The sequence below is a fragment of the Rhodococcus sp. NPDC003318 genome (assembly GCF_042879035.1).
Classification (GTDB): Bacteria; Actinomycetota; Actinomycetes; order Mycobacteriales; family Mycobacteriaceae; genus Rhodococcus_G.
The window spans coordinates 62597-77228 of the sequence record NZ_JBIAOU010000014.1; the positions used below are offsets into that span (position 1 = coordinate 62597).

Annotated in this window: 12 protein-coding genes; 2 read left to right on the plus strand and 10 right to left on the minus strand. The window is 70.0% G+C overall.

Annotation, left to right across the window (positions count from 1 at the left end; all coding sequences use genetic code 11):
* Window position 1 precedes the first annotated feature (1 nt).
* From ACFYVR_RS19990 to ACFYVR_RS20005, 4 genes are all read right to left on the minus strand, one after another.
* Window positions 2–1132: an LLM class flavin-dependent oxidoreductase gene (locus tag ACFYVR_RS19990; protein ID WP_387476344.1), complete on the minus strand. Its 1131-nt coding sequence runs from the start codon at window positions 1130–1132 to the stop codon at window positions 2–4.
* Between the two features lie 4 nt (window positions 1133–1136).
* The gene (locus tag ACFYVR_RS19995) at window positions 1137–2321 is read right to left on the minus strand and encodes a 3-dehydroquinate synthase II family protein (protein ID WP_387476346.1); all 1185 of its coding nucleotides are present in this window, start codon (window positions 2319–2321) and stop codon (window positions 1137–1139) included.
* Between the two features lie 49 nt (window positions 2322–2370).
* The gene (locus ACFYVR_RS20000; RefSeq protein ID WP_387476348.1) at window positions 2371–3204 is read right to left on the minus strand and encodes a 2-amino-3,7-dideoxy-D-threo-hept-6-ulosonate synthase; all 834 of its coding nucleotides are present in this window, start codon (window positions 3202–3204) and stop codon (window positions 2371–2373) included.
* 132 nt (window positions 3205–3336) lie between these two features.
* Complete coding sequence (locus tag ACFYVR_RS20005) at window positions 3337–4527, minus strand: 4-hydroxybenzoate 3-monooxygenase (protein ID WP_387476350.1); 1191 nt, start codon at window positions 4525–4527, stop codon at window positions 3337–3339.
* Between the two features lie 197 nt (window positions 4528–4724).
* Between ACFYVR_RS20005 and ACFYVR_RS20010 the strand changes: the two genes are divergently transcribed.
* Both ACFYVR_RS20010 and ACFYVR_RS20015 read left to right on the plus strand, forming a co-directional pair.
* Window positions 4725–5582 carry a glycosyltransferase family 2 protein gene (locus ACFYVR_RS20010; protein WP_387476459.1) on the plus strand — a complete coding sequence of 286 codons (858 nt, stop codon included), beginning with the start codon at window positions 4725–4727 and terminating at the stop codon, window positions 5580–5582.
* Window positions 5579–6913, plus strand: a complete 1335-nt coding sequence (locus ACFYVR_RS20015; RefSeq protein ID WP_387476352.1) for a lipopolysaccharide biosynthesis protein — start codon at window positions 5579–5581, stop codon at window positions 6911–6913. The genes ACFYVR_RS20010 and ACFYVR_RS20015 overlap by 4 nt, the downstream gene beginning before the upstream one ends.
* Here ACFYVR_RS20015 and ACFYVR_RS20020 read toward each other — a convergent pair.
* The 6 genes from ACFYVR_RS20020 to ACFYVR_RS20045 form a co-directional block, all read right to left on the minus strand.
* On the minus strand, window positions 6892–7833 hold the full coding sequence (locus tag ACFYVR_RS20020; protein WP_387476354.1) for a family 16 glycosylhydrolase: 942 nt from the start codon (window positions 7831–7833) through the stop codon (window positions 6892–6894). The genes ACFYVR_RS20015 and ACFYVR_RS20020 overlap by 22 nt on opposite strands.
* Window positions 7830–8027 (minus strand): hypothetical protein, encoded by a 198-nt coding sequence (locus ACFYVR_RS20025; protein WP_387476356.1) that lies wholly within the window; start codon window positions 8025–8027, stop codon window positions 7830–7832. The genes ACFYVR_RS20020 and ACFYVR_RS20025 overlap by 4 nt, the downstream gene beginning before the upstream one ends.
* The gene (locus tag ACFYVR_RS20030) at window positions 8024–10285 is read right to left on the minus strand and encodes a hypothetical protein (RefSeq protein WP_387476358.1); all 2262 of its coding nucleotides are present in this window, start codon (window positions 10283–10285) and stop codon (window positions 8024–8026) included. The genes ACFYVR_RS20025 and ACFYVR_RS20030 overlap by 4 nt, the downstream gene beginning before the upstream one ends.
* A complete protein-coding gene (locus ACFYVR_RS20035) occupies window positions 10282–12300 on the minus strand; it encodes a glycosyltransferase family 2 protein (RefSeq protein ID WP_387476360.1) in 2019 nt (672 codons plus the stop codon). The genes ACFYVR_RS20030 and ACFYVR_RS20035 overlap by 4 nt, the downstream gene beginning before the upstream one ends.
* A 92-nt stretch (window positions 12301–12392) precedes the next feature.
* Window positions 12393–13628 (minus strand): hypothetical protein, encoded by a 1236-nt coding sequence (locus tag ACFYVR_RS20040; protein ID WP_387476361.1) that lies wholly within the window; start codon window positions 13626–13628, stop codon window positions 12393–12395.
* Window positions 13629–14588: an NAD-dependent epimerase/dehydratase family protein gene (locus tag ACFYVR_RS20045; protein WP_387476363.1), complete on the minus strand. Its 960-nt coding sequence runs from the start codon at window positions 14586–14588 to the stop codon at window positions 13629–13631. It lies immediately after the preceding gene.
* Window positions 14589–14632: the final 44 nt, after the last annotated feature.

Sequence of the window (14632 nt, forward strand, 5' to 3'; positions counted from 1 at the left end):
CTCAGGCAGACGGGGTGATTCCGAGTCGCGGGAACAGCAGTTCCGCGACGGTCTTCGCCTCGTCGATCAGCGGCCACCCGGACAGGATCCAGATGTCGATGCCGAGCGAGGAGCTCATCTCGAGTATGCGGGCGGCGACGTTGTCGGCGCTACCGACCAGGTAGTTGCCGGTGCCCTTGCCCGCGATGTCGAACGGTGGCTCCGCTCCCGTCCAGGTGGTCAGCCCGGCCGCCAGGTTGGGCGCGTACTCGAGTTCGGCGCGGGTCGGGAGGCGTCCGGCCCGCAACGCCGCGATCCGGGCCCGGACCTGGGCGTCGTCGGAGGTCAGCTCCGCCAGCGGCGGGAATCCGAAACTGGTGAGGTTGCGGTCCGTGGTGGCGAGCACCGACTCCGGCGAGGTCCGGGCGAGTTGGGACTCGAAGTACTCCCACGCCTCGCCCTCGGTCTCGCGCACCACCACGCTGGCGAGCACGCCGAAGCGCATCTCCCGGCCGGCGTCCGCGGTGGCCTTGCGTACCTTGGTGAACACGGCGTCCATTGCGTCGGCCGGGCTCATGAACATCAGGTAGGCGTCGAGTACCTGCGCCGCGTGCGCGATGCCCTCGGGGGAGGCGCCGGTGCCCCAGATCGAGACACCGCCGGGCTGGCGGGGACCGGCAATGGCCGGCTTGTAGCGTGGACCGTACTCGAAGTACTCGCCCGAATAGGCGTCGGTCTCGTCGAGGTAGAGCCGCTTGAACAGCGACCAGTACTCCTCCGACAACGCGTAGCGCTCGGTCTTGGAGTGGAACCGGCCGTACCTGGCCAGCACCGGGTCCGCGCCGTTCACCTGGTTGTAGATCAGACGGCCACCGGAGTACTGGTCGAAGACCTGCGCCTCCTCGGCGAGCAGCACCGGCGGCTTGACGCCCGGATACTCCGGCACGACGAACCGCAGTCGCTCGGTGTCGGCCACCAGCGAGATGGCCTCACGGGCGGTGGTCAGGGCACCGAAGTATCCGAGCCGGTCCAGCGTGCGGGCCTGCTCGCGCAACGCGGCGAACGACGGCTCGAAGCGGTGCCGCGGATCCCACGGCACCGCTCCGTCGTTCGCCCCGATGTACCAGAGAATGTCGGGGGTCGCCTGAGTCACGTGTCTAACGCTCGTCGCAGAACTCGGTGATCGGCAGACCGACGTGCCGAGCCTCGGTCGGAACGTAGCCGAGCAGCTTGTCGCCGGGGGTCAGCTCGGTGACGTTGTTGACGCTGCCGCCGGGGCCGAGCAGCCGCACGTGCCAGTCGTCCTGCGCGATCACGTTGACGTTCTTGCCGTTCGGCGCCACCGCGGTGATGGAGATCAGCGGACGCTTCTCGATCTTGACCCGGCCGATGCGGACCTCGCGCACGCTCCCGTCGGTGCGGACCGCGAGAATCGGGAAACCGGCCTGCAACTCGCTGACGTAACGGGTGCGGTTGTCGGGGCCGAGGACGTAGGAGTGCACGGCGCCGGCATTCCACCGGAACGGACGGGTCGGCATGTAGGGCAGCGGGTGGGTCTCGCTGCAGGACAGGAACATACCGGTCGAGAACGACCCGATCAGGCAGCCCTCGTCCTTCTCGAGCAGCGAGCAGGTGTCGATGCACGCGCGGTCGCCCATGCCGATGTGCTCGACCTTGGTGACGACGAGCTCGGAGAGCTCCATGCCCTCGAGCTTGTGGTCGACGATGCGGGCGATCTTCACGACGTCGTCCGCGCTGCGCGGAGCCAGCAGCAGTCCGTCGGAACCGTGCTCGAGGACCAGCTTGACGATCTCCGCGTCCTCGACGTCGGTGACCGTCGTGACCGTGCGTCCGCCCGAGTTCTCGGCTGCGGCGATGACGATCTCGAGCGGGATCTTGGTCGGGTCGGTGAAGGTGAGCACCGTCCAGGGCACCTCACGGACCACCTCGCACGCCTCCTGCAGCGTCGGGGCGTCCGAGACCACCACGTGCACACCGCGATCCGGGGTGTGGCCGATGTGCTTGGAGTGCACGTCCGCGCGGTCCGACACGATCACCAGGTCCACCGAGTCGTAGGGGAAGTCCTCCGCGACCGGGGTGTCGACGGCCAGGATGCGCCGCACCGTCGGAGGCAGACCCTCGAAGGTCGCGACCGTGTCGGAGAGGATGCCGTCGATGCGGTGGTGCAGGGCGGCCTGCACGACTGCGGGGAGCAGCGCCTCGTCGAGCGCGCGCACGTCGAGCCACGCGAAGTGGCCCTCGCGGCTGACGGGGGTGCGACGGAGGTCGGCGCCCGCGCCTGCGGCGGGGACGATCTGGTCGGTGACGATGGTGCTGTCCATGTGCGGACGGATTCCCTTCGGTTTGTGGAGCAAGGTGGGGCGGGTGCCGTCAGGCGCTTTCGAGTTCGACAGCGGCAGCGGGGGAGTGTACGAGGCGAGCCAGGGTGGATGCGACCGCGTACGGGTCGCGGGCCTCGAAGACGTTGCGTCCGAAGCTCAGCCCGGCGACGCCGGAGGCGAGGATCTCGGACCCGAGTGCGACGGCGTGCTCGTCGGCGTCGGTGTGGTCGGCGCTCGGCCCGCCCGCGACGCAGATCGGGATCGGGCACGACTCGACCACGCGGCGCATCGACTGCGGATCGCCGGAGTAGTCGAGCTTGACCAGGTCGGCGCCGAGGTCGGTCGCGATGGCGGCGAGGTGCGCGAGTTCGCGCGGATCCGGCGGCAGGTCGGCGCGCAGCGGTCCGCGGGCGTACATCATCACGAGCAGGGGGGCGCCGAGCGCCTCGCACTCGCGGGAGACGGCACCGAGGTCGGCGAGTTGTTCGCGCTCCGTGGGGGATCCGATGTTGACGTGCACGCTGACCGCGTCAGCGCCGATCCGCAGCGCGTCGTCGACGCCGGAGACGAGCACCTTGGCGTGCAGGTCCATGCTCCGGGTGGTGCCCGCGGACAGGTGGACGATCAGGCCCATCCGGGAGAACGACGACGGGTCGACGTGCCGGGCCCGGCCGCGGTGCAGCACCACGGCGTTGGCGCCGGCCTCGGCCAGTGCGCGGACCATCGTGTCGGCATGGTCGGCGTCGCCGAGCGGTCCGACGGTCACCGAGTGGTCCATCGGCACGATCAACGTCCGGCCCGTGGTGTGGTCGGTAATGCGGGACATCCGAATACCCTTGCCGCTCAGGGAGCGAGCGCGGGTACGCGTGGGGAAACTGAACATCGGCCGAACTCCAATCGGACAAGCACGCACGCGGCTGGTCGGTCACCCGGGCCTCCGCCAATATTAGGGTAGGCTACACAAATGGTCGGGGAGAGGATAGGGCACCCTCTGCGATCTGCGCCACACCGGACGTCACGAGGCCGAATGCCACCAGTGCGTCGGGAACGGAAGCCCCAGGTAGACCTCGCCGAGAGCGGCCTGCTCGGCCTCCGACTCCACCCACCGGCTCAGTCGCGCCCGGCGCAGGCGCCAGTCCATCGGGTCGTCCGACAGTGCGTGCAGTGTGGTCGTCAAGGTCCAGGAGAAGTGCTGTGCCTTCCAGATCCGGGGCAGGCAGGTCTCGGAATACGAGTCGAGGTGTTCCCGGGCGCCGGACCCGTAGAAGGCGCCGAGCGCGAACGACAGCGTGCTGGCGTCCGACACCGCGAGGTTGAGTCCCTTCGCCCCGGTCGGCGGAACGATGTGTGCCGCGTCGCCGAGCAGGAACAGCCGGCCGTCCTGCATGGTCTCGCACACGTACGAGCGCAGCGGTGCGAGGGAGCGGTCGAAGATCTCGCCGCGCTCGAGTTCCGGGAAGTCGTCGCTGGCGCTACGCCGGGTCAGTTCGTCCCAGATCTGCTCGTCGGACCAGTCGGCCAGGTCGGTGTCCAGGGGCACCTGAAGGTACTGGCGGGTGATCTTCGGGCCGCGCATGCTGTGCACCGAGATGCCGTTCTCGTGGGCGCAGTACATGCCCTCCGGGGTCGTCGGCGTCGTCCGGGCGAGGATGCCGAGCCAGGCGACCGGGTACGTCCTGGTGAACTCCCGACGCGAGGGCGCGGGGACGTGGGTGCGGCTGACCCCGTGGAAGCCGTCGCAGCCCGCGACGAAATCGGCGGTGATCTCGAGTGGGGTGCCCGCGTGGTCGACCAGCACTCGCGCGCCGGACGCCGTGGTCTCGATCGCGGTGACCGAGGCGTCGAACAGGAGCGGGCCGTCGGTCGCGATCCGGTTGGCGATCAGGTCCTTGACGAGTTCCTGCTGCCCGTAGACGGTGGCATGACCGCCGATCAGCCGGTGGAAGTCGAGGTGGTGGGTGGTGCGGTCGAAGCGCACGTAGAACCCGTTGTGCGACATGCCCTCGTCGGCGAGGCGTTCGCCGACACCGAGTTCGTGCATCAGGGCGACCGTGGGTTGCTCCAGGATGCCCGCGCGCGTCCGGGTCTCCACGTACTCGCGGCTGCGCTGCTCGACGACGACCGAGGTGATCCCCTGGAGGTGAAGCATTCGGGCCAGGGTCAGTCCGGCCGGACCGGCTCCGATGATCGCTACCTGGGTGTGCACGGGGCCTTCTCTCTGGGTTTGCTGTGTGACAGTCGCCACACAGGCCGTCTAGCGCTTTGCTTAGGCTTGCCTACCTTCTAGTGTATGGCACGCAGTTCGACGAACTGTGGGACCCCCGAATCGGCACGACGCCAAGCGCTTTGCGTGGCCCGTCCGGTACTGGCCGGGCCGTCCCCACGAAGATCACGACTGGAGCGATCGACTTGAGTACGCCTACACCGACCGACGGCTCGGGTATTTCTGCTGGGCCCGCCGTCCAGCCTCCGGTCGCGGACGACACCGGTCGCGGACGACGCAGGCCGACGGTCTCGGTCATCATTCCTGCGATGAACGAGGCGAAGAACCTCCCGTTCGTCGCCTCCCGGATGCCCGCCGGCATCGACCAGATCGTCTTCGTCGACGGCAATTCGACCGACGACACCGTGGCGGTCGCCCGCGAGCTCTGGCCGGACGCCGTGTTCGTCACCCAGACCCGCAGCGGCAAGGGCAACGCACTCGCGTGCGGCTTCGCCGCGGCCACCGAGGACATCATCGTGATGATCGACGCGGACGGCTCCACCGATCCCGCGGAGATCCCGTACTTCGTCGAGGCCCTCGTCGGCGGCGCCGACCTCGCCAAGGGCAGCCGCTTCGTCGGCCGCGGCGGCAGCTCGGACATCACCGGACTGCGCAACGTCGGCAACAAGGGCCTCAACGGCCTGGTGAACCTGATCTTCCGGACCAAGTTCTCCGACCTCTGCTACGGCTACAACGCCTTCTGGCGCAAGCACGTCCCGCTGATCGAGCTGCCCCCGACCGAGTACCAGCGCGCGCAGTGGGGTGACGGATTCGAGATCGAGACCGTCATCAACGTGCGGCTCGCGACGGCCGGCCTGGTCATCGAGGAGGTCGGCAGCTTCGAGGGGCCGCGCATCCACGGTCGTAGCAACCTCAACGCCTACAGCGACGGCATGCGGGTGTTGCGCACCATCGGCCAGGAATGGACGCACTGGCGCGCCACCAAGCACATCCGCAGGGAATCGGCACGCGCCGACGTGCGTGAACTGACCCAGTGACGGCGGTGGACTCGGCCGGGGTCGTCGGTGCGAGTTCGCCCTCGGAGCGCAGCGGGACCGACGGTCCGCGCGAGGGGAAGAGTCTCGAACGCAACAGCCTTGCGCTGACCGTCTCCGCCGCCGTGACCGGCGTGCTCGGCCTCTTCTACTGGGCGGTGCTCGGCCGGGTGTACCCGGCGCGGGAGGTCGGCGCGGCATCGGCGGTGATCACCACCGCGACGATGCTGTCGGCGTTCGGCAACCTCAGCCTCGGCGCGCTGTACGAGCGCTTCCTGCCGCTCGCCGGGAAGCAGGCGAAGAACCTGGTACGCAACGGTTTCGCGGTCGGCGCCTGCGGCGGCCTGATCCTCGGCGCCGGCTTCCTGCTGTGGGGCCCCACCGACGAGATGTTCGAGAACTGGCTGCAGGCGGCGAGCTTCCCGCTCGTCGTCGCCGTGTTCTCCGCCTTCGCGCTGCTCGATCACACGTCGGTCGGCCTGCGCGAGGCGGGTTGGGCCGCAACGAAGAACGTCGCCCACGCCGTGGTCAAACTCGCTGCGGCGCTGGCGCTCGGCTACACCGCCTCGCGTCTGGCGATCGTGTGGACGTGGACCGTCCCGGCGATCGCGGGGGCCGCCGTCCTCGGCGTCGCGGTGGCGCGGCGGCTGCGCCGCCCGGACTTCGCCGACACGGAGTCGATGCTGCCGCACCGTCGGGAGATGGGCTCCTACCTGGCCGGCTCCTACGGCATCTACGTGGTGGGATCGCTGGCACCGCTGATGCTTCCGCTGATCGTCGTCGCCCGGCTCGGCGCCGACGCCAACGCGTACTTCTCGATCTCGTGGTCCCTGGTGACCGCGGTCCTGGTCCTGATGACGATGCTCATGGGCCCCTACGTGGCCGGTGCCGCCGCCGCTCCGGGCGACGTCGTCGCCCTGACCCGCCGGTTCTTCGGAGTGCTCGCCGTCGTCACCCTGGGCGGTGTCGTCCTCTTCGCCGGCATGGCGCCGGTGCTGCTGAGCTTCGTCGGCGAGGACTACGCCGAGACCGGGACACCGCTCCTACGCCTCGCGGCGGTGGCGCTCGTGCCCGCCTTCGTCGGCTTCGCCTACAACGCCGTGGCCCGGGTGCGACGACGCCTGCGCCTGGCGATCACCGTGCAGATCGCCAATGCCGTCCTGATTCTCGGCCTGAGCCTGGCCTTGATCGACGACCACGGACTCACCGCCATGGGGTGGGCGTACATCGCCGCCGAGATGTTGTCCGCGGTGATCCTCGCCGTGCCGCTGGTGCGGGGTGTGCGGGCGCTGCGAGCCGAGGAGCCGGCCGCTCAGCCGTTCTCGGTCAGCTGAGTCGCGTCGGGAAGGGGATCGAATGCACCCTTCTTCTGCATCGCCTCGAGTTCCGGCATCACCGGCTCGTAGACCGCGACCCAGTCCACCTGCACACTGACCCGGTCGGGGCGGAGCGCGTCCGAATCCGAGCACGGCGCCAGACCCCAGTCGGCGCGGCGCTCGCAGGCGCCGGCCTCGGCCTGCATCCCCAGCCACATCGGCTCGTCCGGGACCATCACATCCGAATGCGCCTCGGCCCAGACCTTTCCGTCGAGGAGATAGCGGATGATGCCGGGTCCCCACTCGACGCCGACGGTGTGCCACTGGGAGAAGTCGCCGGTGATCTCGGCGTTGGCCTTGGTGTCCTCACCGTTCTCGCCGGGCCAGTGCAGGAACGCGTCCATCGCGGTGCGGTCGCCGCTGACCGATTCCGAGAAGTCGATCTCCGGTGGCCAGTGTTCGCGCTGCGGCCACAACAGCATGTGGTACGAGATGTCGTCGCTGCGGTCCGCGCGCATCCGGATCTCCCAGCGGCCGTACTGCTGGGTGACCGGATAGTTCGACACCCCACCGCTGACCCACCCGTCGGAGGTGCGCTGCGACTGCAGATCGAGGGTGCCGTCGTGGAGCGACACCATCGACCCGTCCCACCAGCCGAGCGGGTTCCCGCCCGGCTGACCGCTGTAGGTGCTCCACTTCCCACCCAGATCGCACCGGTCGAACTCGTCCGTGAAGATCTGCTTCCAGCCGGGCAGATCGCCGGTGGGGACGGGGATTCCGCCCGCCGTCGGGTCCTGGAAACACACGTCGGCGGTCGCGGCGGCTGCCTGCGTCTGCGACGTCGGTGCCGGGTTGTCCTCACCGGTCGGGATGGTGCAGGACGCACACGCGGCGACGGCGGCCGCGGCCGCCACCGCCCGCAGGGCCCGCGCGCTCACACTGCCATCGCGATCAGCCGGACGAACGTCAGGGCGGCGGCGGCGACCACGCAGATCGCCAGCAGCACGGCGATCACCTGCGCGTGCGGCCGGCGTCCGATCGAGCCGGTGTCGGGAACCTCGCGCTCGCGCAGGACGACACCGACCACGAGCAGGACGGCGGAGAGCAGGAAGAAGGCAACGGTGAGGTTCATGAGTGCTCGAGTTCGACGGCGGGGGTGTCGGTGCGACGCAGGATGGTGACGGACTCGCCTTCCATCATCGGTACGTAACGTCCACTGGCGAGGACCCGGTCCAACTGCTCGGCCAGGTACTCCGGGGACATCCCGTACTGCAGCTGCATCATTCCGGTGCCCTGGGCGGTGACGTACAGGTAGGACGGATCACGGTCGAGGGCGCAGGCCGCCAGGTCGTTCAGACACGGGAAGCTGTCCACGAACATGAACTTCGGCCCGTGGGGATCGAGACTGCGCCGGACACCGTTGCTGTGCGGTGCGTACGACCACGACATCACCGTCGAACCCGGCGGCATCGCCTCGACGAAATCGGCGGTGACGGTGACCTGTTCCCTCGTGGACGCCTCGAACGCCGTGTTCAGTCCGCGGTTGGTGGTCAACAGCGCACCCAGCGCCACGAGTGCCAGGGTGGACGCGACCGCGGGTACCCACCGAGTAGGTCGGGCGCCGGCACGCCGGGTGTACACCACCCGCAGCCGTCGTCCCGCCCGGGACAGCGCGATCGCGGCGAACGGGGCGAGCACGGGCGAGGCGAGCACGAAGCAGCGGATGATCATCTCGCCGCCGTAGCTCTGGAGCAGGACGAGTGTGAACGGCGCCGCGCACGCCGCGCCGGCGACCAGCCACACCTTGCGGCGGCGGGACATCAGCCACCCGGCGAACGCGACGAGGGCGAACAGGCCCGACGCACCGATCCGGAGGTACTGCATCTGCTGATAGGTCGGGTCGCCCGAGAGGCGCTGGCTGACACCACGGTTCACCGAATTGCTCACCTGGCCGACATCGCCGAAGATCGAGTGCAGGTGGCCGATCCAGTAGTCGGTGGCGCCGTAACTGAACCAGGCGGCGAAGACGAGTCCGGCGGCCAGCCACAGCGTCCGGTACCGGGTCGCGCCGAACAGCGAGAAGAACGCCAGTGCGATGATCGCCAGGATCGGAGTGATCTGGTGGGTGACGGTGTCCGCCACGATCAGCAGCAGCAGGACCGCGCCGATCGCCAGGGTCCGCATCCTGCCGAATCCCGGAACCAGTCCGGGGGTTCGCCGCGGTGCGGAGATCAGGAAACGGCCGATTCCCGGACCGATCTCGGGAAGTGGCGCGCGGCGCAGTTGCCAGAGCAGCGTCGCGATCATCGTGGCGTAGAAGACCATTGCCACGGCCTGCGGGGCGAAGTAGTCCTGCTGGTACCAGTTGAACAGCTGGTAGAGCACGACCGCCAGCCAGGCCAACCGCGCGCGTCCGGTGATCGCGACGGCGATCGCGTAGAGCGGGAACGCGAGCAGCGCGTTCATGTAGAGCGGCGCCCACTCCAGCAGCGCCGACGCATCGGGGAGATCGGCGACCGTCACCAGGTGGGCGCCCGCGGTGAAGAAGCCCGCCCAGCTGAATCGTGCGTCGATGCCGTTCGGCAGGTCTTCGCCCGCGACGAGGGTGTCGATGAAGCCGCGGTGCACGAACGCGGTCGGCACCGACGTCACGCCGCTGGCCACGGAGACCAGCATCGTGGTGTAGGCGATCAGGACCAGCGACCCGGCCGCCATCACGATGTGGTCGATGCGGCGCCGCGTCAGCGTGAACACGAGTGCGCCGCACAGTGTCGTGAGACCGATCCAGTACACCGGGCCGATCAGGGGGACGATGCCGTAGTGGCCGGCGGACAGGAAGTCGAGCCGGGACGCCGCGAGCGCGAACAGCAGGACCGCCACCGCGAGCGCGGCGAGGCTCGCCGCCCGGGTGCGTCCCCCGGCACGCAGGTACTGCAATTCCCCTCGCGGGAGGGTGTATTCGGTCGGGAGGGTGCGGGCGGCCACCACACACGCCGCGAGCGATCCCGCGGCGAGGACCGTCTGCACGGTGAGGGGGCTCCACCAGTTCGCGACCATCGTGAACTGGGCCGCGAGGATGGTCGTCGCGAGCGACACCGACACCGTCAGCGCGCCGGAGAGCGCCCGGCCGGGGATGCGCAGCGCGACGACGACCGGCAGGCCGGGCACCAGCAGCAGTCCGGCGATCACCACGAGCAGGCGGACGATCTCGGGAACGACATCCGAATGGGACGTCACGACAAGAAGGTTCAGCAGCAGCATCGCCACGCACACCGCGGACCCGAGTGTCAGAGCCGAGCGGGGATTCCAGCCGAACCGGACCACCGGTGTGGGTGCCCGGTGGGACGCCGGGGTCGGCCGAGGGGCCGACACCACGGAGGAACCCGTCATCGATTCGCCCCGGTGCGGCGACCGGCCAGGTGACTGCGCACGAACAGGATCGGGCCGGTCACGTATCCCCACGCCTCGAGCGCGCGCAGCTGCAGCGGCCAGTCCGACGGGAAGTCGACGTTCTTGGCCGAATTCGGCGAGAACAGCATGTGCAGGCCGCGCGGGAAGCGGGCGAGGATCGGAATTGCGTGGCCGGACAGCACGAACTTCGCCAACGACGCCGCCATCCCGGTGCCGTATCCGTAGGACTGCTCACGCAGGTCTGCCATGTTGTCGCGGTGGTAGTGCCGGACGACGGCGTCCGGGTTGTAGGCGATCGACCATCCGCGCAGCAGGGTGGCCCGGAACGAGTCGAGGTCCTCGCCGCCGCGGGTGGGTGTGCCGGTACCGAGGCGCTCGTCGAAACCGCCGATCGACTCGAGGGCGCTGGATCGGAACGCCATGTTGTTCCCCGATCCGCACTCGCCCGCGGTGTACGGGAAGAACGGTCCGCGGGCGCCGAAGTCGCCCAGTTCCGGGCTCGACTCGTGGGGGCGCATCGCCCACACCGTCGCGGTCGGGCCCTTGTCGAAGACCTTCGCCTCCTCGAACCACTCCTGCTCGCGGGTGGTCGCGTCAGTGCCGAGCACCCGGCCCGTGACGAGGCCGATCGCACCGACGGGGTCGGCGCGGAAGGTGCGGACGATGCCGGACACCCAGTCCCGATCGGGCAGCGCGTCGTCGTCGGTGAAGGCCACGATGCGACCGGCGGCGGACTGGTGGCCGATGTTGCGGGCCGCGGACACGCCCGGGACCGGCTGGTCGATGACCCGCAACCGGGGGTCCTCGATGCCGGCGACCATCTGCCGGACGCCTCCGCGGTGCGGCCGGTTGTCGACGACGATCAGTTCGATGTTCGGATGGTCCTGGGCCAGTACGGCATTCGCGGTGGCGATCAGCGAGTCGCGGCCGACGGTGGGAACCACGACGGTGACGAGTTCGTCCTCGCGGACCGCGGCCTCGTGCGCGGCGAGGGGAGTGGTCGCGGGCGCCTCGGGGCTGGTGCGCCGGGTGAGTCGGAGGCGGGCCGCGCCGGCCGCCGTGGACGTGGCGGTGAGCACGAGACCGAACACGAGCACGAGGATGCGACCGAGCGCGGCGAGGCCGCCTCCGGTCACGGACTGCCGGAGATACCGCAGGACACCGCTGCTCAGCGTCCGGACGACGAAGCTGCGCTCGGCGGACAGGCCGGCGTCCGCGCCAACCATGTCGGACAGCACGGCCTTCGAGCGGCCCTCGTGCCGGCAGCGGCTGGAGAAGTAACGCAGGGTCGCGCGGCTGTCCGGGACCACGTGGTCGACGGCGAATGCGGTCGTCCGCACGATGCGCGAGGATGGGAACCGTCGGCGCAGTTCGATGCCCATCAGGGTCTCCTCGCAGCCGGCGGGAACCGTCCCGACCCGGCCGAGGCGGTCGGAGAACCCGCCGATCTTCACGAGTTCGGCGCGGCGCACCGCCATCGCGGCCCCGATCGGGTTGCGGATCTCGGCTCCGTCCGCGGCCAGGCCGCGGTAGTCGCAGCCGACGACCCAGCCGAACTCGTCGGGGAACCACGTCGGTGCGCTGCCGGACTCCCAGGCGGCGTGTACCGCACCGCCGACGGCGACCACGGTGGGGTCCGTGAACGCGCAGCGGGCGGCGTCGAGCGCGCCGGGGCGCAGGGCGGCGTCGTCGTCGAGGAACGCGACGATCTCGGCGGTCGCGATCCCGACGCCCGTGTTGCGGGCGCCGGAGAGGCCGCGGCTGTGGGTGTTGGCCTCGATGGTGACACCGCTCGGATACCGGTCGCGGAGCGCGGCCAGCAGGTCGGGGTTGTGGTCGACGACCACGATCAGTTCGTCGTCGGCGCGCAGTTGTCCACGCGCCGCCTCGATCCCGGTGACGAGCAGGTCGAGGCGTTCGGCGGTGTAGCAGCTGATCAGGACGGCGATCCGGGGGACGGCGGTCCCGGGGTTCGGGCGAGTGGTCGAGGCCAAGGCGAAACTCCGGGTCGGCTGGGGCGGCGTCCCTTCCCTTTAGGAAAGGCTTGCCTACCTTACTGGGTGGTGGTCGGGTACGGAAAATCGGGTCAGGGGAGTAGACCGAGCGGGTCGGAGGCCGCCCGGTCGAGACCGTCCTGGATCGCCGCGCGGTCGAACGTGTTGCCGTGGAACGACGCGGTCGTGGTCACGGCGCCGCCCACGATCGCCCAGGTGAGGGTGATGCCGTTCGGCCCCGTCGGATCGTTGTGGGCGACATAGAAGGGGTCGGCGGTACCCAGCCACGGGATGGTCCCGTGCCGGGGAACGGCCCCGATGCTCGAGAACAGCAGCCGGGCACGGGGTTCGCGGGACCGGGCAGTCGGATGCGTCCCGTCCGAGCCCGCGCGCAACCCGAGACGGGTGCGAGTCGCGTTGAGCGCCAGGTTCGCCACCGGACGCCCCGACGACATCGCGTCCGCGGTGGCCCGGTGGATCGTGGCCGGGGTCGGGGCGTCGCCCAGGTCGAACTCCAGCCCCGACACGAAATTGCCCAGGGGGACGCGACCTTTCGGCAGGTAGCGGCGGGCGTCGAGGGTGACGGTGGCGGTCGGGTCGATCGGAACACCCGCAGCGGTGAGGCTGCGGTGCAGCACCGACGCGAACACCGCGAACATCGAGGTGCCCGGGTCCCGCTCGTCGCGCCAGACCCGCAGGCCCGCCACCGTCGAGGTCGGCATCGTCGAGACGGAGGCCGCCCGGGCCGGGGCCCAGGGGATCTCGGGTACCGACGCGGGCGACGCGGCAGCGCGGCGCAGCGAACTGCGCAGGGCCCAGGCACGGCGGGGGTCGCTGCCGTAGGTGCGCGCCACCGCGGTCCCGATCCCGTTGCCCCGCCTGCGGGAGGGCTGCCACACCGCCGTGTCGGACGGGTCGATCGTGCCGAGGATGACACCGTGCATCGTCAGCGCGAGCGCGACCTCGCCGAGGCCGTGATTGTGGTCGGTGCGCACGTAGTCGCCGGCGAGCACGACGCTGGTCGGACGCCGGTCCGCCGGGAGATCCGTGTCGGTGGGAAGGTCGTAGAGGTCCAGCGGGGACGCCGGGGGATCGATCCGCGTCACGGTCGGGCGGTGGGCGTCCGCGTCGAATTCCCACCGGTTGCTGCGGGTGGACGGGCGCAGTCCGAGCCGGGCGTGCGGACCGGCGGCGGCCATCACCCGGAGCCGGTCGGCGATGACGTGGTCGTCCGGGAGGCGGACCGGCCCGATGATCGAGGTGATCCGGGTCCGGCTGTGCATCACGTCCAGATGGCTGACCCGGACGGTGGAGCGGTCGGCGGACATTCAGACGGCAACCGGCTCGCTCGCGTCGGTGTCACGGAAGTAGGCGACCGTGCGGTCGATCCCCTCCTCGAGTGTCACCGACGGACGCCAGTCGAGGACGCGGTGGGCGAGGCCGGCGTCGAGGGCGGAGCGTCGCACGTCGCCGGGCCGTTCCGGTTTCCACACCGGCGCGGTGGTCGCTCCCGTGGCCGCGGACACGAGGCGGTTCAGCTCCACATCGCTCGTCTCCACACCGGTTCCGATGTTGAAGCGCAGTCCCGAACCCCGGTCGCCGGCGGCGGCGACGAAGGCGGAGACGACGTCCTCGACGAACACGTAGTCGCGGGTGTTGCCGCCGTCGCCGAAGAGGCTGGTGGGCCGGCCGGCGAGCATCTCGCGCGCGAAGATCGCGACCACGCCTGCCTCGCCGTGCGGGTCCTGACGCGGGCCGTACACGTTGGCCGGTGCGATGTGCGAGCAGTCGAGGCCGTGCAACCTGCGGAAGCTGTCGAGGTAGAGCTCGCCGCTGACCTTGCTGCAGGCGTACGGCGACATCGGTCGCACCGGGGCCTGCTCGCTCACGGGCAGGTCGTCGGTCACTCCGTAGATCGAGCCGCCGGACGAGGTGAAGACGATCTTTCGAGCCCCGGCGTCCCGGGCGGCGGTCGCCACCCGGATGGTGCCGACGATGTTGGTCTCGGCGTCGAAGACGGGGTCCGCCACCGAGTTCCGGACGTCGATCTGCGCGGCGAGATGGAAGACGACCTCGGGCCGGAAGCGGGCGAGCGTCGGTGCGAGATCCGCGCTGCGGATGTCGAGCGTCTCGAGATCGACGGCGTCGGTGGCGAGCGCGTCGGCGATGTTGGCCTCGCGGCCGCGGCTGAGGTCGTCGAGGACCAGGACCCGGTGTCCGTCACCGCGCAGCCGGTCCACGAGTGTGGATCCGATGAACCCGGCCCCACCGGTAACCACTACGCGCATCAGGTATGCCTTCCCTTACTTACTCGGTCGAGCGAGTCTAACCA